Source organism: Neisseria weixii, assembly GCF_042658245.1.
Taxonomy (GTDB): Bacteria; Pseudomonadota; Gammaproteobacteria; order Burkholderiales; family Neisseriaceae; genus Neisseria; species Neisseria weixii.
Genome location: NZ_JBHSPY010000009.1, coordinates 58,963 through 76,269 on the forward strand (window position 1 = coordinate 58,963; position 17,307 = coordinate 76,269).

Sequence of the window (17,307 nt, forward strand, 5' to 3'; positions counted from 1 at the left end):
CAGCCTGAAAACCTGATATGGACAAATTAAATCCCGAACAGCGCAGAAAATGTATGCAGGCCAATAAAAGCAAAGGCACGAAACCCGAACTTTTATTGGCAAAAGCCATGTGGCAGCTTGGTTTGCGTTACCGGAAAAACAATAAAACCGTATTCGGAAAACCCGATTTCAGTTTTAAGAAATACAAAGTAGCTGTTTTTGTGGACGGCGAATTCTGGCACGGCAAGGATTGGGAGATCAAAAAGGCAAGGATTAAGGGAAACCGTGAATTCTGGGTTGCCAAAATCGAACGCAACATGCGGCGGGATAAAGAAGTAACAAACCGTCTGAAAGCCGAAGGCTGGGAAGTTTTGCGCTTTTGGGGAAAAGAGGTCGCGAAAAATCCGCAGGTGTTTGCCGGAAAAATACAGGAAGCAGTTTATGGAAAGTTATCAAACAGCAGAAGAAAATCAGAGTAATAACAAGCTGAAAAAACGTGCCGCACAGTATCAGCTGTTTGAAAACAGCACAGCCTTTCAGACGGCCTTGCACAAAAAGAAGTTTACCTTTATCGACCTTTTTGCAGGTATCGGCGGTTTCCGTATTGCCATGCAGAATTTGGGCGGAGAGTGTGTCTTTTCCAGCGAATGGGACGAAAAAGCCAAGCAGACTTATGAAGCCAATTTCGGCGAAGTGCCGTTTGGTGATATTACTTTAGAAGAAACTAAAAATCGGATTCCTAGAAAATTCGATGTATTGTGCGCAGGATTCCCTTGTCAGCCTTTTTCTATAGCTGGAGTATCGAAGAAAAAAAGTTTGGGCAGGGAAACAGGCTTTCTGGATAAGACTCAAGGTACTCTTTTTTTTGATGTAGCAGATATCATTCGTCGGCACAGACCTAAAGCCTTTTTTCTTGAAAATGTTAAAAATCTGGTTTCACATGATAAAGGTAATACATTCAGGATTATTAGGGAAACATTGGAGGCATTGGATTATTCGGTTTTCTATCGTGTTATGAATGCTAAATATTATGTTCCTCAAAATAGAGAACGGATTTTTATCGTCGGTTTTGATAAGCAGAAATTTGATGGAAAAATTGATTTCGAATTTCCAACTCCTATGAATAGTCAACAGCAACTTTATCAGATTTTAGATAATGATGTGGATGATTCCTTTACCTTGTCCGACAAGCTGTGGCTCTATCTGCAAAATTATGCAGAAAAGCACAAGGCAAAAGGAAACGGGTTTGGATTTGGTTTGGCGGATTTAAGGGGTATTTCAAGAACGCTATCTGCCAGATACTATAAAGACGGTTCGGAAATTCTAATTCCCCAATCGGGCAAGAATCCTCGCAGGCTAACACCGAGAGAGTGTGCTAGGCTGATGGGTTATCCTGAAAGTTTTGTTATTGATGCAGTTTCCAAGACTGCAGCATATAAACAGTTCGGTAATTCCGTTGCAGTCCCGTTGGTAGAGGCCATTGCTGAAAATATAGTAAGGAATCTAGTTAAATGAGCGGGTTGAGTGATGTGGTTATTAAGGTTGTTGAAGTTGCGGAGAGATCTACAGCAGTATATTGCAGATATATACGCGCTAATGATGTTGGCGCGACAGGTAGTCATCAATCTGGCTTTTATATTCAAAAGCATTTTTCCGGCTACCTTTTTGATACCGAATGTGTTAAAGGTGAAAACCAGACTGTTCCGATAGTAATTGAATGGCAGGATGGTACGGTAACAAACAGTAATTTCAAATATTACGGTAACGGTAGTCGGAACGAAGCTCGGATTACGGGTTTTGGTCGAGGCTTTGAATTTCTCAACCATGAATATAGCGGATCTTTACTGATTCTATGCCGAGTGTCAAAAGATGATCTGGTATTCAAAGGTTTTGTTTTGTCTGCTGATGAAGATATTGATTGGTTTATTGAAGAAACAGGTTGTTTACCCGGGGAGGTATTTATAGCTAATCGAGAGATAGAAAACGAACAGGTATCATTATTTAATCTATTTCCCGATTTTCCTAGAACAGAACAAATGGCGCAGTTGGCACGCAGTGGTATTTTTCTGGATAAAAGCAAACCCAGTGATGTATTGATGCAGTGGATTGCGAAAGAATATAAATTGTTTGCCCTTTTTGAAAAAAGAAATTTTGATGAGATCAAGCCCAGTATTTCCGATATAGATAGCTTCATCCATCATGCAAATTCATTTACGAATCGCAGAAAAGCGCGTGCCGGAAAGTCTTTAGAGCTTCATTTGGCGTATATTTTTAAAGAATTTTTATTAAAATTCTCTCAACAGGTAAAAACCGAGGGGCATAAAAAACCGGATTTTCTTTTTCCGGGAGGTATTGAATATCATGCTAGGGATAAGAATGGTTTTTTTATTTTTGCAAGTGATAAATTGACAATGTTGGGCTCGAAAACAACCTGTAAGGATCGTTGGCGGCAAGTGCTGAATGAGGCCGACAGGATTCCGAACAAGCATTTGTTTACTTTGCAGGAAGGTATTTCCGATGAGCAGATACGGGAAATGACGGCCGAAAATCTAACTTTAGTTGTACCCAAAAATGCAAAAAATTCTTTCGGAACGTTTGGTAAAACCAAAGTTCTCACTTTGGAAGAGTTTATTCATTATGTACAAAGGCAGCAAACCATTTGAGCTTTTTGGTAAACATTATAATTTCTTGATCAGAATTTTCTTAATTTAGAAAGACCCCTATGACTTGGGAAACCGTAATCGGACTGGAAATCCACGTCCAATTAAACACAAAATCGAAAATCTTCAGCGGCGCATCGACTGCTTTCGGTGCTGAGCCGAACGCGCACGCCAGCATAGTGGAGTGCGCCTTGCCGGGCGTGCTGCCGGTAATGAACCGTGAAGCTGTGACGAAGGCAATTAAGCTGGGCTTGGCTTTGGATGCGAAAATCAATCAGAAAAACGTGTTCGACCGCAAAAATTATTTCTATCCTGACCTGCCCAAAGGCTATCAAATCAGCCAATTGGATTTGCCGATTGTGGAACACGGCAAATTAGAAATCGTGGTCGGTGATGAAGCCAAAACCATCAACGTTACCCGTGCGCACATGGAGGAAGACGCCGGCAAATCGGTGCATGAAGGCTTGAACGGCGCCACCGGCATCGATTTAAACCGTGCCGGTACGCCTTTGTTGGAAGTGGTTTCTGAGCCGGAAATGCGTTCGGCTGCCGAAGCAGTCGCCTATGCCAAAGCCTTGCACAGCTTGGTGACTTGGCTGGATATTTGTGACGGCAATATGGCGGAAGGCTCGTTCCGCGTCGATGCCAACGTATCTGTGCGCCCGAAAGGCCAAGCCGAGTTCGGTACGCGCCGTGAAATTAAAAACCTGAATTCATTCCGCTTTTTGGAAGCCGCCATCAATTATGAGGTGGAAAGCCAGATCGAAATCATCGAAGACGGCGGCAAGGTGCAGCAGGCGACCATGCTGTTTGATCCGGAAAAAGGCGAAACCCGCGTGATGCGTTTGAAAGAAGATGCCCACGACTACCGCTACTTCCCTGACCCTGATTTGTTGCCGATCATCATTTCAGACGAGCAACTGCAAAAAGCCAAAGAAGACATGCCGGAATTGCCGTCTGAAATGGCGGCGCGTTTTGTAGCGGAATACGGCGTGAGCGAATACGATGCCCGTTTGCTGACTGCTTCGCGCAGCCAAGCTGCTTATTTTGAATCAGCAGCAAGCGATAAAGCTCAAGGCAAACTCGTGGCCAACTGGATGAACGGCGAATTAGCCGCCACTTTGAACAAAGCAGGCTTGGAATTGGCCGACAGCCCAATCAACGCAACGCGCTTGGCCAGCTTGGTAGCGAAAATTTCAGACGGCACTTTAAGCAGCAAATTGGCGAAAAAAGCTTTTGAAGCGATGTGGGCAGAGCCTGAATCAAGTATCGAGCAAATTATTGAAAAACACGGTTTGGTACAAATTACCGATACCGGTGCCATTGAAGCGATGGTTGATAAAGTGTTGGCCAACAATGCCAAAGCGATTGAACAATTCAAATCCGGTAACGAAAAAGCCTTAAATGCCATTGTCGGCCAAGTAATGAAAGCCAGTAAAGGTAAAGCTAATCCGGCGCAAGTGCAGGATTTGATTAAAGCCAAATTGGCTTGAAACCACGTCTGATCTGACTTTTTAGATAAACTCAGGCCGTCTGAAAAAATCACTTTCAGACGGCCTTGATTATGAAATACACCATGAGCCACACCGTTACCCTTGGCGAAGAAACCCGTTTCCATGTTTCTTCCCATGAAACCGTCTTAAGCGCCGCCACGCGTCAAAATCTCAATTTGCCACATTCTTGTAAAAACGGCATTTGCGGCCAGTGCAAAGCCGATTTAATCAGCGGCGAAATGACCATGAGCGAGTATTCGGCAAAAGCCTTACCGGCCCAAGAAAAATTGTAGGGAAAAATTTTACTTTGCTGCACCACCGCACAAAGCGATCTCACTATTCGTATCGATGGCTACAATCCCCACGCGCAAACGGTCAAAATCCTACCTGCCCGCATTGAATACATCCGCATTCAGCATAATGTCGCCATCTTGCGCCTGGGTCTGCCCAAATCTTCTACATTTTCATTTTCAGCCGGACAATACATTGACTTACTGCTTCCCGGCAATCATGTACGCAGCTATTCGATTGCCAATGCGTCCAATCAGAGCGGCTTTATCGAACTGCATATCCGCTATCGCAAACAAGGTTTGTGCAGCAATATGATTTTCGGGCAGCCGCCCGTATTAAAAGAAAAAGGCATCGTACGCATCAAAGGCCCGCTGGATACATTCGGTCTGAAAAAAGACAGCGCCAAACCGATTATTTTCTTGGCCACCGGTACCGGCTTTGCACCGATACACAGCATGTTAGCCGAACTTATCCGCCAGCAAAGCCAACGCACCGTACATTTATACTGGGGAGCTCGCGAAATGAATGATTTATATGCTTTGAGCGAAGCGCAAGACTGTTTAAGCCGTCTGAACCATTCACATTTTACACCGGTATTGAGAGCACCCACACCAGATTGGCAAGGAGATTACGGCTATGTGCAGGATATAGTTGCACGCGATTATCCGGATTTTAGCGGGTACGAAGTCTATGCCTGTGGTGCACCCGCCATGGTTGAACATGCATTTTCCTTATCCACTGCTCAATGTCGTTTGCCTAAAGATGCATTTTATTCAGATGCTTTCACTCAGGCCGTCTGAAATACAGCGCCTTATAAAAAATCTAAAAAATAAGCATTATCATTCTATAAATAGATTATTTAACCAATAAAATTTTAATATTTTAAAATTATTACCCATTAAATTTCCTTAATATTTTATTTTATTTGCATCAAACCTGGAAAATTCTTTTTCAAACCGCTTTTTTAGAAAAAAAAGGCGAACTTGATTTGAATCAAAACCGAAAAATGATTTTCATCTATAATTCACTCATCGAATTCAGGCAGAGGCCGACAGCGCCGAAGCCACTTGCTTTCATTACCTTTTATCTCTTTCCTCTTGATGTGTGTGTGTTTGGGTGTGGCCATGTTTGCCACCCCTTTTTTTTTTTTGGCTTTTATTCTATAAAAATGTGAAGTAAAATCCGTGATGTCAAATACAAAGGATAAACCATGAGCAACAAACTCACACCGCCAACCGAATTGCCCGATGAAAACGACTTACGCGCCGTGCTTGCGTATAATATGCGGCTGTTTCGTGTTAACAAAGGCTGGTCGCAAGAAGAGTTTGCCCGTCAATGCGGCCTTGATCGGACCTACGTTTCCGCAGTAGAGCGCAAGCGTTGGAATATCGCCCTTTCCAATATTGAAAAAATGGCTTCGGCCTTAGGTGTATCAGCCTATCAATTACTGCTGCCACCGCAACAATTATTGAATTTGATGTCGAATACCAATCAATAGGCCGTCCGAAACAATTTTGCCCTAAGGAAAAACCATGCTTGCCGATATCCAAACCATGCGCGAATGTTTTTTGACGCAGAAACAACAGGCCATTGATGCCTTTTTGCGCAAAAACCAGCCCATGACTTTTTTTGCCCAATATGGCGCTGCCGTTGATCGGCTCTTGCGGCAACTTTGGCAATATTTCATGGCCGACAGCGGCATGAGCCTGCTGGCAATCGGCGGCTGTGGCCGCAATGAGCTCTATCCCTACTCCGATATTGATTTAGCGATCATATCAGATGAAAACATTTCAGACGACCATAAGGAAAAGATTACCCAATTTGTGCAAACATTATGGGACATCAAACTGATACCTTCGGTCAAAAGTGGCAGCATTGCCGAATTGTGTGAAAGTATTGAAGACGAGAGCACCGGCGACACCGCCTTTTTGGAAGCCCGTTTCTTATGTGGTGACGAAGATTTGGCGCAGCGCACGATTACCTGCATGAATAAGCAGCGTGATATTTCCACTTTTACTGAAGCCAAGCTGTTAGAAATGAAGCAGCGCCATACCAAGTCGCAAGGTTCGGCAGCGGTGTTGGAACCCAACATCAAAACCTGCGCCGGCGGTTTACGCGACATTCATACCATGCTTTGGCTTGCTAAAGCACAAGGGCTCAATACACGCCCCTCTTGCCTGATTCGCGAAGGCATTCTGACCCGCTTGGAAGCCTGTATGCTGACACAGGGCTATAAGCAGCTTTCCACCATCCGCATTCATCTGCATTTATGTGCCAAACGCGCAGAAGACCGTCTGATTTTCGACTTGCAAGCCCAAGTAGCTGAAAATATGGGTTGGGTAAACGAAAGCCACCGCCAAAAAACCGAACAATTAATGCACAACTTCTACCGTGCGGTCAAAAGCATTAACCAGCTAAACGGCATTTTGCTGCCCATGCTGCAAGGCCGGGTCTATTCCGATCCGATGCGGGTAACTTTGCATATCGATGATGATTACGTGCAAGTCAACAACCAAATTGCCGCCCGCGACAAATCCATTTTTGCCAAACAGCCGGCCAACATCTTCAAAATTATCCAAATCTGGCAAAACCACAACGACATCAACGCCATGGAACCGCAAACCTTGCGTGCATGGTGGGCGGCAACGCGCAAGATGAACCGCAAGTTTTACCAAAATCCAACCAACCGCCATTATTTCATCGGCTTTTTCCGCAATGGCAACGGACTCACCCATGTTTTACGTTTCCTGAATCTATACGGCGTACTCGGCCATTATCTGCCGGCTTGGGAAAAAATTGTCGGCTTAATGCAGCATGATTTGTTCCACGTTTATCCGGTGGACGATCATATCTTGGCCGTAGTGCACAATATGCGCCGTTTGGCTTTAGATAGCCACAGCCACGAACACCCTTTTGCCTCCGCTCTGATGCAGTCTTACAACAAAAAAGACATTCTCTATCTGGCCGCTTTTTTCCATGATATTGCCAAAGGGCGCGGAGGGGATCACTCAACTCAAGGCATTGAAGATGCGAAACAATTTTCAGATGATCATTTTCTGACTGAAGAAGAAGGCGAATTACTCGCCTGGTTGGTCGAACATCATTTATTGATGTCCACCGTCGCACAAAAAGAAGACATTCAAGATCCTGAAATCATCCGCACATTTTGCGAGCAAGTACAAACCCACGAACGCTTGTGCGCACTGTATCTGCTCACCGTCGCCGACATCCGCGGCACCAACCCAAAGCTCTGGAACACATGGCGCAGTAGCTTATTAGAAAGCCTGTTCCACGCCAGCAGCCGTTATTTGGCGGGCGACAGCTACAACACCACCACCCTGCTGAGCCACCGCCAACAAAAAGCCGCCTCACTGCTTACCCGCACCGGCGCACCGGAAAAGCAGCAGCAAAAATTGTGGAAAATATTGGGCTCGACTTATTTCATCCGCCATCAAACACGAGAAATATTGTGGCACACTGCCAATTTGGTGCATGACTTTGAAACGCCGATGATTCGCAGCCGGATTCTGCCGAAAAGCGATTCGTTCCAAGTCATGATTTTCATGCCAAACGGTCCACGGCTTTTTCCGCGTTTATGCCGCATTTTCAGCCGTCACGGGTTTGATATTTTAGCCGCACGCGTGTTCATCACCGAGCACAATTACATTCTCGATACCTTTATCGTGCAAGTTCCGTCGCAACACGATCCTGATTACTACCCGAATATTCAAAGTGCATTAGAGGCGGAATTAAATAGCTTTATTCACGGTTACACGGTATCAGAAAACCAAAACTACGACTACCGCTTAAGCCGCCGCAGCCTGTATATGGCCATTCCGCCACGCGTCACCATCACGCAGGAAGAAGATTACCCGGGCTGGTTTACCGTAGAAGTGGTCGCCGTCAACCGCGCTTATCTGTTGGCGGACATGGCAGATGTGTTCTTTAATCACAACGTCAGCCTGCGCTATGCCAAAATCACTACCTTAGACGAGCGTATTGAAGATAGCTTCACCGTCTACAGCGAAGATTTGGACAATCCGAAAAAACAATTCACACTCAAACAAGCCTTATTGGAACAATTAACGATTTAAAATCAAACAAATGCCGTCTGAAAATATAGTTTTCAGACGGCATTTTAGTTTAATTCATATCGGTATTTACGGCCACAGCCAAGCCCACACGCTGCGGCCTTCGCCTTGCAGCAACACCAGCGTGCGGCAGGCCGAAGCGGTGTTCATACACTCTAACCCGACACCCCGAGATGCAGCTTCGGCGATAATTTTCGGGTGGATAAATTCTTGTTTTGCGCCGGTACCGACGATAATCACTTCCGGCAGAACTTCGTCTGAGGCCGTCTGAAAGAAATCGCCGGTGTGTAATTCAAGCGGCTTTTTGTCTGCCATTAACGTAATGGTGTCTGATTTTAAAACAATCGGTTGAGTCCACATCTCTCCACCCGCTTCAATCACGCCTTGGTGGTATGCGGTGATGGCGGTTGCCGCTGTTGCGGTGTTTTCTTCAATCAGCATGGTATTGTGATCCTTATATTTTTAATAAGCCTTTTACCATGATTTCATGCAACAGGCTTAAACAGGCATTCAGACGGCATGATCTGTTCTTCAAAATCAGCCGTCACGTCATTTTATTCCTCAACGGGGCTTCTTTAAAAAAGGTGCAAAAACAGGCAATTTCGGGTAGGATTAGCAAATTTGACGTCCGCACCTCGCCTGCTCCAATTCAAGGCTGCATTCTGTGTGCGACAGTTTACGCTATTGAAAATTTCGGCTCAACAAGGAGACACAATGAAGCCAGTGAATATCGGTCTTTTAGGTTTAGGTACGGTAGGCGGCGGCACCGCAACCGTTTTGCAGGAAAACGCCGCGGAAATCAGCCGCCGTTTGGGTCGTGACGTAAATATTTCAGCCGTGTGCGGCAAAAGCGCTGAAAAAGCAGCCGAAATTGCGCCGAATGCGGCTTTTGTGCAAGATCCTTTTGAATTGGTACGACGCGACGATGTGGATGTAGTCGTCGAGCTGTTCGGCGGCACCGGCATTGCCAAAGATGCCGTATTAAAAGCCCTTGAAAACAGCAAACACGTTGTGACTGCCAATAAAAAACTGCTGGCCGAATACGGCAACGAAATTTTCCCACTGGCCGAATCAAAAAATGTGATGGTGCAATTTGAAGCAGCGGTGGCCGGCGGCATCCCTATCATCAAAGCCTTGCGCGAAGGCTTGGCTGCCAACAACATCAAATCCATCGCCGGTATTATTAATGGCACCAGCAACTTTATTTTGAGTGAAATGCGTGAAAAAGGGAGCGCGTTTGCCGATGTATTGAAAGAAGCGCAAGCCTTGGGCTATGCCGAAGCAGACCCGACTTTCGACATCGAAGGCCACGATGCCGGCCATAAAATCACTATCATGAGCGCATTGGCGTTCGGCACGCCGGTTGATTTCAGCGGCTGCTATCTGGAAGGCATCAGCAAACTCGACAGCCGCGACATCAAATACGCGGAAGAATTAGGTTACCGCATCAAATTACTGGGCATTACCCGGAAAACCGGTAAGGGCATCGAATTGCGCGTTCACCCCACCCTGATTCCAGAAAGCCGCCTGTTGGCCAACGTCAACGGCGTGATGAATGCCGTGCGTGTGAATGCCGATATGGTCGGTGAAACCTTATATTACGGCGCAGGTGCAGGCGCATTGCCGACTGCCAGCGCAGTGGTTGCCGACATTATCGACATCTGCCGTATGATTGGTGCCGACGCAGCCAACCGCGTACCCCACTTGGCCTTCCAACCTAAAGGTGTCAAAGCGCAAACCATTCTGCCGATGGACGAAATCACCAGCAGCTATTACTTGCGTGTACAAGCCAAAGACGAGCTGGGTACATTAGGCAAAATCGCCAACCTGTTGGCCGAGCAAGGCGTATCCATCGAAGCCCTGATTCAAAAAGGCGTGATTAACAAAACCACTGCTGAAATCGTGATTCTCACCCACAGCACCGTTGAGAAAAACATCAAATCAGCCATTGCTGCCATTGAACAATTGGATTGCGTGGAAACTCCGATTACGATGATCCGCATGGAAAGTCTGCATGGCTAATCAACCGTTAACCCCTGAAGAACAAGCGGCGAAAACCCAAAAAGCCAAAGCCAAAATCCGCACCATCCGCATTTGGGCGTGGATTATCATGGCCTTGCTGGTAAGCTTTTTCTTTTTGTCGCAATGTGCCTTGTCGAAGCCTAAAGCCAAACAAACCATTATCGAATCGTGTATGAAAAACATTCCGTTTGCAGACAAATGGCAGGCTGATTTAAAAGCACGCGGTTTGGAAGGTAAAGGCGAACAAGTCATCGGTGATTACTGCGTTTGCATGTGGAACGAACCTTTGGAAAAGCTGAGCGAAAAGCAAATCCAATCATTCAGCAAAATCAGCGCACAAGAACAGCTTGAATTGCTCGGCGGTGCCGCTGCCTTTGAAGCCCGCGATCAGCAATGCATTGCCGGCTTGAAAGCTGACTAAACAGGCATATACAAAAAAGGGCCGAGTCCTTTACAAAACGCTCTCAAAGAACATCATACAGTAACCATAATTACCGGCCGGTCGTCGCCCTTTCAAAACTCCCTAAAATCCTCTAAATTCCCTACAAGCCGAATTTAGAGGATTTTTTTCATGAGCCGCTTATCAAACAAGCTACTGAAACCATGATTCCAAACATATTAACCGGTTTCCATTGCTTAAAAACCCACTTCATCATTTCATTATGGAATAGATCGGTAACCTATTGGCCATTATCTCGAACAGCATACCTGTACCGACCGTGAAGCTTATATCGAAAAACTGCACATCAGTTCTATCAACAAACACGACTGCAGCCACGTCGAACCGTTGCCGCAAAATATCACCGAAAGAACCAAGATTTATACCGACAAAGGTTATGACAGCAAAGCCAATCGACCGCGGTTCCAAAACAAAGTGCTTTCAGGCGGCATTATGCATAAGACACACCGTGATCATGCGTTAACTGAGGAAGATGAAGCATAAAATAAGCAGGTGTCGAAAACGCGTTATGTGACGGTACAGAGCCTTGACACCCTACACCGTAAATTCGGCTGTCACCGTACTGCTCATTTCGTTTTATTGAAAGTCACTGCGCAAAATCATTTAAGGCGATTGGTATCAACCTGTTAAAGGCTTCGTGTGCCTGCTGTTGCCTGAAGGGGGATGGCCCCCTAAATAGGATAAGGCCTTTGCAAAACTCGTAAATTTTTAGAAATCTTTAAACCGTCATTCCCGTGCAGGCGGGAATCCATCTCAACGTTTAGGAACCTTATTTTATTCAATAGCTTGCTATGCTGAAAAATGGATTCCCGCCTGCGCGGGAATGACGTCGGTTTTGTATCCGCCGACTTTTAAAGAGGTTTTGCAAAGGTCTCAGGATGATCATAGGAAACGGTGGGACATTTCGATATTGAAAAAAATCTACTTGACAACCTAACCAATCTTTTTGATTCCGGTTAGGGTTTTGCGAAGGTCTCGACAGCCTTTTTATTTGCTGTCATGAAGAATATAAAAGGTAAGCTATTTTGCCGTGTTAGGGCTATAATTTTATGATGATTATTCTGAATCGGACGCAGAGATGAAAATTTACAATGCTGAAGAAATGCGTGCCGCCGAACAAGCGGCGGTGGATAAAGGCACATCATTTGAGCAACTGATGGAAAACGCAGGACAAGCCGCTGCGGCGGATATTTTGCAGCATTGCGCCGGTCGGCAAACCGTATTGATTGTCTGCGGCAAAGGCAATAATGGCGGTGATGGTTTGGTCATCGCACGCGTTTTGCAGCAGCATGGTTGGCAAGTGGATATTGCCTTGGTCTGCGGCAATATATTATCGGATTTATCAGAACGCAACCGGCAACGTTTAAACGGATTGCCAGGCATTACTTTTTTGAATGAGGAAGGCTTATCAGGCCGTCTGAACACAAAAAATGCTTATGATGTGGTGATTGACGGTATATTCGGCACAGGTTTTAACGGTTTGCCGCAAAATATTGTTGCAGTGTGCGAAGCCTTGAATGCTTCAGACGGCCTTAAAATTGCTTTGGATATGCCAACCGGTTTGAACGGTGATACGGCAGAATGCGACGAACACACTTTTTGCGCCGATATCACTTACGCTTTCGGCGCATACAAACCCGCGCATATGAATGAAACCGCACAAGCATTCTGCGGAGAAGTAGTGTGTTTGGAGATTGGAATAGATTAATTTGATTTGACTATAGGCCGTCTGGACGTTCAGACGGCCTTAAACATTTGTGCCAGCCAAATACCTGAAGCTGTTAGCACAAAAGAGCCGAAAACATGCAATGTCACTGCGCTAAAAGCGGCTCCCCAACGCTCTGCCTGCATAAGCTGAACGATTTCCAGCGAAAAGCTGGAAAATGTCGTCAAGCTGCCGAGAAAACCGGTAATCAACAGCAGCTTCCATTGCGGATGCTGTACCAACTCGGCGCAAATGCCGATAAGAAGTGCGCCAACCCAGTTTGCCGCCAAAGTGCCGAAAGCAAATGAGGTGGTAATATGGGCAAAGTAAAGGCCGAAAAGCCAGCGGATACCGGCGCCAAATGCAGCGCCAATGGCAATCGGCAGAAAAGAAGCGGGAGACATATGGTTCCTTAAAGCCGTCTGAAGTTACCAAATTTGATTGTTTGATTTTAAATAACGGTTGTTGTCGAAAGTGTTGAGCCATTGCGGCCGTAAAGCCACAAAAATCGCGGTGGTAATGCCGCTTAAAAAGGCTTCCGCCCAAGCGATCAAAATAAAAACAGGCAGTGCGGTCGGCCACAATACTTCGCTCGGAAAAGCCGCCGCCCAATCCAATATGGCGACCAATACCAGACCGGTAAACAAGATACTGGCGGCCGAGGCGATAAAGCCGTTGACGAAAATAAAAATAAACAGATTAGCCGGCAATAAATTTACCAAGCGGCGGAATAAAATATTGATGGCCAGCGGCGGCAGCAACAAAGCCAAAGCATTGATCGGATAAACCTGCCAATCACCGCCAAACAGACACACATAAGGAAAAAGCAGCAATGCACCCAGCCAAAAAGCAGCCGGTGCGCCGACCATGAGCGCCACCAAATTCATTGCCAGCAGATGATAGCTCATACCTGCAAGTTGGCCGTCATCAGGTGTTGCGTTCAAAAGCCATGCCGCAGTCAAAATCAAAATAGCCAAAGTCACAGCAGAGCGGTGCGCGGTAAAGGCTTTGAATGCAGGCTTGGCCGTTGCAGCAAGCAAGGCACTCAAGAGAAGCCATGCTGTGATAAAAGCAGCAAACGGAAACCATTCGGCTTGAAAAATCATAAGAAATACGCGCTCAATATTTTCAGACGGCCTTATTATACGCTGAATCGTTAAAATATTGCGCCGATAGTGGTTTTACTTATTCTTTTTAATGCGGAAACACGATAAAATAACCGCCTTTGTAGTTGAATCGGATATTAAGGTTTCCTATGTTGTGGACGGTGTTGATTTTCCTTCTGTTGTGCGCCATCGGCGGATTGTTGTGGTTTCATTACCAGCAAGACCAACAATGGCGGCAGGAGCTTGGCCGCATGGAAAGCGGTGAAAGCGATGACTCGGCCGAATTGGCAGCACAATACACACAAAATTCTGAAGAAGCACAAATGGCGCAAAATTTCGGCCAGCAAGCCAAAGTTGCCTACGGCAGAGCCGTCGCTCGCTTGCGCCTGTTGGCCGCGCAACGTCATACAGCGAAATCAGCAGATAATGAGCAGAATGAATTAGAGTATGTTGATGATTCTTCTGCTTTTTCAGATCAGTCGTATCACGAGGCTGAATTGGAGCAAGCTGCGGAAGAAACCGAATTTACGCGACAGTTTCAACAACACACCTATCAAAAAGTCAATCAACCTGTGCAGCCATTGGAGGAAGCGCAAGAATTTATCCGTCCGGCGCGTGCGTCTAAACGCTTGTCTGCCGTGCCTGACCCCGTGATTGTACCTTTTGAAGAAACCAATATTCCTGACTATGTGCCGCGTAAGGTGCAGGGAGCGGCTTTTGAAGAAATCACTTTGGAAGATGCCACGCGATCGTTAAGCGAAGCCGTGTTACAGGAAATGGCCGAACAAAAAAACATTAAAAAACAAGCATTCGAAGAAACTCAAACGGTTCAGACGGCCTCACCTCAGCCTTCACGCCGTCCGCGACAAGATTTAGAAGTGATTGATTTGAATGATCCGGCGTTACGCCGTACGCGTGAGCGCGTATTGGCTCAAGTGGAAGAAATCCACATTAATCCGGCGCAGCCGCCGCGTATCGAGTCAGCACAAAATGCCTTACGCACGGTGGAGCGCGAAACCATTCCGGTGAAAGATATTCCGAGCCGTTGGGATGAAATCAATGTGGAGAAAATCCATTCGAATCTGGCACGCCAAAGAGCCGCCCGTAGCCGGCTGGCCGCTGCTGTGGCACCGATTCAAGACTATCAGCCGACCATTATTCAAGATGATGAAATTTTAGCGAATCTGTCGCAAAGCACTTCTCCTCTGAACCGCCGTATGCAGCCGATTCGGCGCATCGACACCCGCACGCGCGAAAGCGTGATTCCTGATTCGGTAGTGGTTGAAAAAAGCAGCGCAGTGGTGCAACCTGCCAAACCGGCACCCAAAGCCTCGCGCTTCCAAAACAATGAAGCGTTTATTTCACGTCAGCCAGCGCCGAATGCCACCGTTGTCGAACCGCCCGTTGTGCCTAAAGTCGAGCCGGTCCCGGTGAATATTCCTGAGTCCCCCGCTTTTAAAGAACCGCCTGCTGTGACCCTGCCGGAAGTGTCGGTGAATGTGCACGTGAGCAATCGCCCGTTGCGTTCGCTGCAAGACTTTTTAATCAGCGAAACCGAAGAAATCATTACCGAGCCCAAATCCACCGTTCAGAAGACCTTGGATGAGGCGACGGTATCCGTGTTCGAACAACGTGTGCATACAGTTGAAAATGAACTTATGCCGTCTGAACGCCTGCATGATACGGCTGGCTTTGACGAATACGCGTCAGTAAACGGTGAGAATCATGAAGAGGCCCAATGGCCTGAACAAGGTAATGAAGTGGCAACGCCTGTGTCTACTAAAGCGAACTATCCCATCAGTCAAACGGTGTCCGTGGCTCATCAATCATCTGCGATGCCGTCTGAAATAAATCTACCGAGTGTAGATTTGCTGTTGCCACCGCAATTTGATCCGACTGCCACTCAAACCGAAGAAGCCTTAATTGAAAACGGCATCATCATTGAAGACAAATTGGCCGAGTTTAAAGTCAAAGTCAAAGTGGTGGATTCTTATTCCGGTCCGGTGATTACGCGCTACGAAATCGAGCCGGATGTCGGCGTGCGCGGCAGCGCGGTGATTAATCTGGAAAAAGATCTGGCACGCTCTTTGGGAGTGGCTTCTATCCGTGTGGTCGAAACCATTCCGGGTAAAACCTGTATGGGCTTGGAATTACCGAACCCGCGCCGCCAAATGATACGCTTAAGTGAAATTTTCAATTCACCGGTGTTTACCGAATCAGAATCCAAGCTGACTTTGGCCTTAGGGCAAGACATTACGGGTGAACCGGTCATTACCGATTTGGCCAAAGCGCCGCACTTACTGGTGGCCGGTACCACCGGTTCCGGCAAATCGGTGGGCGTGAACGCTATGATTCTGTCGATGCTCTTTAAAGCCTCGCCGGAAGATGTGCGCATGATTATGATTGACCCGAAAATGCTGGAATTGAGCATTTATGAGGGTATTCCCCATCTGCTTGCCCCCGTGGTGACCGACATGAAATTGGCTGCCAATGCGCTCAATTGGTGTGTCAATGAAATGGAAAAACGCTACCGCCTGATGACTGATGCCGGAGTGCGTAATTTGGCCAGCTTCAATCAGAAAATTGCCGAAGCCGCGGTGCGAGGCGAGAAAATCGTCAATCCGTTTACGCTCACGCCGAATAATCCGGAGTATTTGGAAAAGCTGCCGTTTATCGTGGTGGTAGTGGATGAGTTTGCCGATTTGATGATGACGGCCGGTAAGAAAATCGAAGAATTGATTGCCCGCTTGGCGCAGAAAGCCCGTGCTGCGGGTATCCATTTGATTTTGGCCACCCAGCGCCCGAGCGTGGACGTGATTACCGGTTTGATTAAAGCCAATATTCCGACACGCATTGCGTTTCAAGTTTCGAGCAAAATCGACAGCCGTACCATTCTTGATCAAATGGGCGCGGAAAATCTGTTGGGGCAAGGCGATATGCTATATTTACCGCCGGGAACCAGCTATCCGCAGCGCGTACACGGCGCGTTTGCTTCCGATGACGAAGTACACCGCGTGGTGGAATACCTGAAACGATTCGGCGAACCGGATTATGTCGAAGAAATTTTGAGCGGCGGCGTGACCGAAGATTTGCCGGGCACGGGTAGCCGCAGCGACAACGATCAAGACCCGATGTATGACGAAGCCGTTGCCTATGTGGTGAAAACGCGTAAAGCCAGCATTTCCGGTGTGCAGCGTCAATTGCGTATCGGCTACAACCGCGCCGCACGCTTGGTCGAACAAATGGAAGCCGACGGCATTGTGTCATCGGCAGAAGCCAACGGCAACCGCAGCGTATTGGTGCCAAGCAGCAGCCATTTAGATAAGGTCTAAACTCAATCGAGGCCGTCTGAAAGTATTTAGCTTAGGGGCTGTACTAGATAATTAGGGAAATCTAATTTCAGGTTAGAATAATCCCTATGAGAAGAAGCCGTTTAAGTCAGTACAAGCAAAACAAACTGATTGAACTGTTTATTGCGGGTGTTACTGCCCGTACTGCAG

The 17,307-nt window shown here is 46.7% G+C and carries 13 protein-coding genes and 2 pseudogenes; 12 read left to right on the plus strand and 3 right to left on the minus strand.

Annotation, left to right across the window (positions count from 1 at the left end; translation table 11 throughout):
• The first annotated feature begins 17 nt into the window (after positions 1-17).
• The 7 genes and pseudogenes from ACFPVS_RS06490 to glnD all read left to right on the plus strand — a co-directional run bounded on the left by ACFPVS_RS06490 (position 18) and on the right by glnD (position 8,517).
• Positions 18-458, plus strand: coding sequence for a very short patch repair endonuclease (locus ACFPVS_RS06490; RefSeq protein ID WP_096295010.1), 441 nt, complete (start codon positions 18-20; stop codon positions 456-458).
• Complete coding sequence (dcm, locus tag ACFPVS_RS06495; protein WP_096295009.1) at positions 421-1,494, plus strand: DNA (cytosine-5-)-methyltransferase; 1,074 nt, start codon at positions 421-423, stop codon at positions 1,492-1,494. The genes ACFPVS_RS06490 and dcm overlap by 38 nt, the downstream gene beginning before the upstream one ends.
• On the plus strand, positions 1,491-2,642 hold the full coding sequence (locus tag ACFPVS_RS06500; RefSeq protein ID WP_378595517.1) for a type II restriction endonuclease: 1,152 nt from the start codon (positions 1,491-1,493) through the stop codon (positions 2,640-2,642). The genes dcm and ACFPVS_RS06500 overlap by 4 nt, the downstream gene beginning before the upstream one ends.
• A gap of 59 nt (positions 2,643-2,701) precedes the next feature.
• Positions 2,702-4,132: an Asp-tRNA(Asn)/Glu-tRNA(Gln) amidotransferase subunit GatB gene (gene gatB / locus ACFPVS_RS06505; RefSeq protein WP_096295008.1), complete on the plus strand. Its 1,431-nt coding sequence runs from the start codon at positions 2,702-2,704 to the stop codon at positions 4,130-4,132.
• 83 nt (positions 4,133-4,215) lie between these two features.
• Positions 4,216-5,223, plus strand: a pseudogene (locus ACFPVS_RS06510) (FAD-binding oxidoreductase).
• 410 nt (positions 5,224-5,633) lie between these two features.
• On the plus strand, positions 5,634-5,921 hold the full coding sequence (locus ACFPVS_RS06515; RefSeq protein ID WP_096295007.1) for a helix-turn-helix domain-containing protein: 288 nt from the start codon (positions 5,634-5,636) through the stop codon (positions 5,919-5,921).
• 34 nt (positions 5,922-5,955) lie between these two features.
• Entirely contained in the window at positions 5,956-8,517 is a 2,562-nt protein-coding gene (glnD, locus tag ACFPVS_RS06520) for a [protein-PII] uridylyltransferase (RefSeq protein ID WP_096295006.1), read from the plus strand.
• A gap of 66 nt (positions 8,518-8,583) precedes the next feature.
• Here glnD and ACFPVS_RS06525 read toward each other — a convergent pair whose 3' ends face one another.
• On the minus strand, positions 8,584-8,955 hold the full coding sequence (locus ACFPVS_RS06525; protein WP_096295005.1) for an MTH938/NDUFAF3 family protein: 372 nt from the start codon (positions 8,953-8,955) through the stop codon (positions 8,584-8,586).
• Between the two features lie 273 nt (positions 8,956-9,228).
• Between ACFPVS_RS06525 and ACFPVS_RS06530 the strand changes: the two genes are divergently transcribed.
• From ACFPVS_RS06530 to ACFPVS_RS06540, 3 genes are all read left to right on the plus strand, one after another.
• A complete protein-coding gene (locus ACFPVS_RS06530; protein WP_096295004.1) occupies positions 9,229-10,536 on the plus strand; it encodes a homoserine dehydrogenase in 1,308 nt (435 codons plus the stop codon).
• Positions 10,529-10,957: a hypothetical protein gene (locus ACFPVS_RS06535; RefSeq protein WP_096295003.1), complete on the plus strand. Its 429-nt coding sequence runs from the start codon at positions 10,529-10,531 to the stop codon at positions 10,955-10,957. Before ACFPVS_RS06530 ends, ACFPVS_RS06535 begins: the two co-directional genes overlap by 8 nt.
• 1,117 nt (positions 10,958-12,074) lie before the next feature.
• Positions 12,075-12,704 carry an NAD(P)H-hydrate epimerase gene (locus tag ACFPVS_RS06540; protein ID WP_096295002.1) on the plus strand — a complete coding sequence of 210 codons (630 nt, stop codon included), beginning with the start codon at positions 12,075-12,077 and terminating at the stop codon, positions 12,702-12,704.
• 29 nt (positions 12,705-12,733) lie between these two features.
• Here the strand turns inward: ACFPVS_RS06540 and crcB are convergent, their stop codons facing one another.
• Both crcB and ACFPVS_RS06550 read right to left on the minus strand, forming a co-directional pair.
• Positions 12,734-13,105: a fluoride efflux transporter CrcB gene (gene crcB / locus ACFPVS_RS06545; protein WP_096295001.1), complete on the minus strand. Its 372-nt coding sequence runs from the start codon at positions 13,103-13,105 to the stop codon at positions 12,734-12,736.
• Between the two features lie 24 nt (positions 13,106-13,129).
• Complete coding sequence (locus ACFPVS_RS06550; protein WP_096295000.1) at positions 13,130-13,807, minus strand: energy-coupling factor ABC transporter permease; 678 nt, start codon at positions 13,805-13,807, stop codon at positions 13,130-13,132.
• A 149-nt stretch (positions 13,808-13,956) separates the two neighbouring features.
• Here ACFPVS_RS06550 and ACFPVS_RS06555 point away from each other — a divergent pair, with 149 nt between their 5' ends.
• Together ACFPVS_RS06555 and ACFPVS_RS06560 are read left to right on the plus strand one after the other, a co-directional pair.
• Positions 13,957-17,139 carry a DNA translocase FtsK gene (locus ACFPVS_RS06555; protein ID WP_378595518.1) on the plus strand — a complete coding sequence of 1,061 codons (3,183 nt, stop codon included), beginning with the start codon at positions 13,957-13,959 and terminating at the stop codon, positions 17,137-17,139.
• 86 nt (positions 17,140-17,225) lie between these two features.
• A pseudogene (locus ACFPVS_RS06560) lies at positions 17,226-17,307 on the plus strand (IS1595 family transposase); the annotation flags it as partial.

Bases quoted from the DNA above. Each gene is read 5' to 3' on its own strand.
- ACFPVS_RS06500 (WP_378595517.1), top strand. From the start codon at position 1,491: ATGAGCGGGTTGAGTGATGTGGTTATTAAGGTTGTTGAAGTTGCGGAG.
- gatB (WP_096295008.1), top strand. From the start codon at position 2,702: ATGACTTGGGAAACCGTAATCGGACTGGAAATCCACGTCCAATTAAAC.
- ACFPVS_RS06540 (WP_096295002.1), top strand. From the start codon at position 12,075: ATGAAAATTTACAATGCTGAAGAAATGCGTGCCGCCGAACAAGCGGCG.
- crcB (WP_096295001.1), bottom strand. From the start codon at position 13,105: ATGTCTCCCGCTTCTTTTCTGCCGATTGCCATTGGCGCTGCATTTGGC.
- dcm (WP_096295009.1), top strand. From the start codon at position 421: ATGGAAAGTTATCAAACAGCAGAAGAAAATCAGAGTAATAACAAGCTG.
- ACFPVS_RS06550 (WP_096295000.1), bottom strand. From the start codon at position 13,807: ATGATTTTTCAAGCCGAATGGTTTCCGTTTGCTGCTTTTATCACAGCA.
- ACFPVS_RS06535 (WP_096295003.1), top strand. From the start codon at position 10,529: ATGGCTAATCAACCGTTAACCCCTGAAGAACAAGCGGCGAAAACCCAA.
- ACFPVS_RS06555 (WP_378595518.1), top strand. From the start codon at position 13,957: ATGTTGTGGACGGTGTTGATTTTCCTTCTGTTGTGCGCCATCGGCGGA.
- glnD (WP_096295006.1), top strand. From the start codon at position 5,956: ATGCTTGCCGATATCCAAACCATGCGCGAATGTTTTTTGACGCAGAAA.
- ACFPVS_RS06490 (WP_096295010.1), top strand. From the start codon at position 18: ATGGACAAATTAAATCCCGAACAGCGCAGAAAATGTATGCAGGCCAAT.
- ACFPVS_RS06530 (WP_096295004.1), top strand. From the start codon at position 9,229: ATGAAGCCAGTGAATATCGGTCTTTTAGGTTTAGGTACGGTAGGCGGC.
- ACFPVS_RS06515 (WP_096295007.1), top strand. From the start codon at position 5,634: ATGAGCAACAAACTCACACCGCCAACCGAATTGCCCGATGAAAACGAC.
- ACFPVS_RS06525 (WP_096295005.1), bottom strand. From the start codon at position 8,955: ATGCTGATTGAAGAAAACACCGCAACAGCGGCAACCGCCATCACCGCA.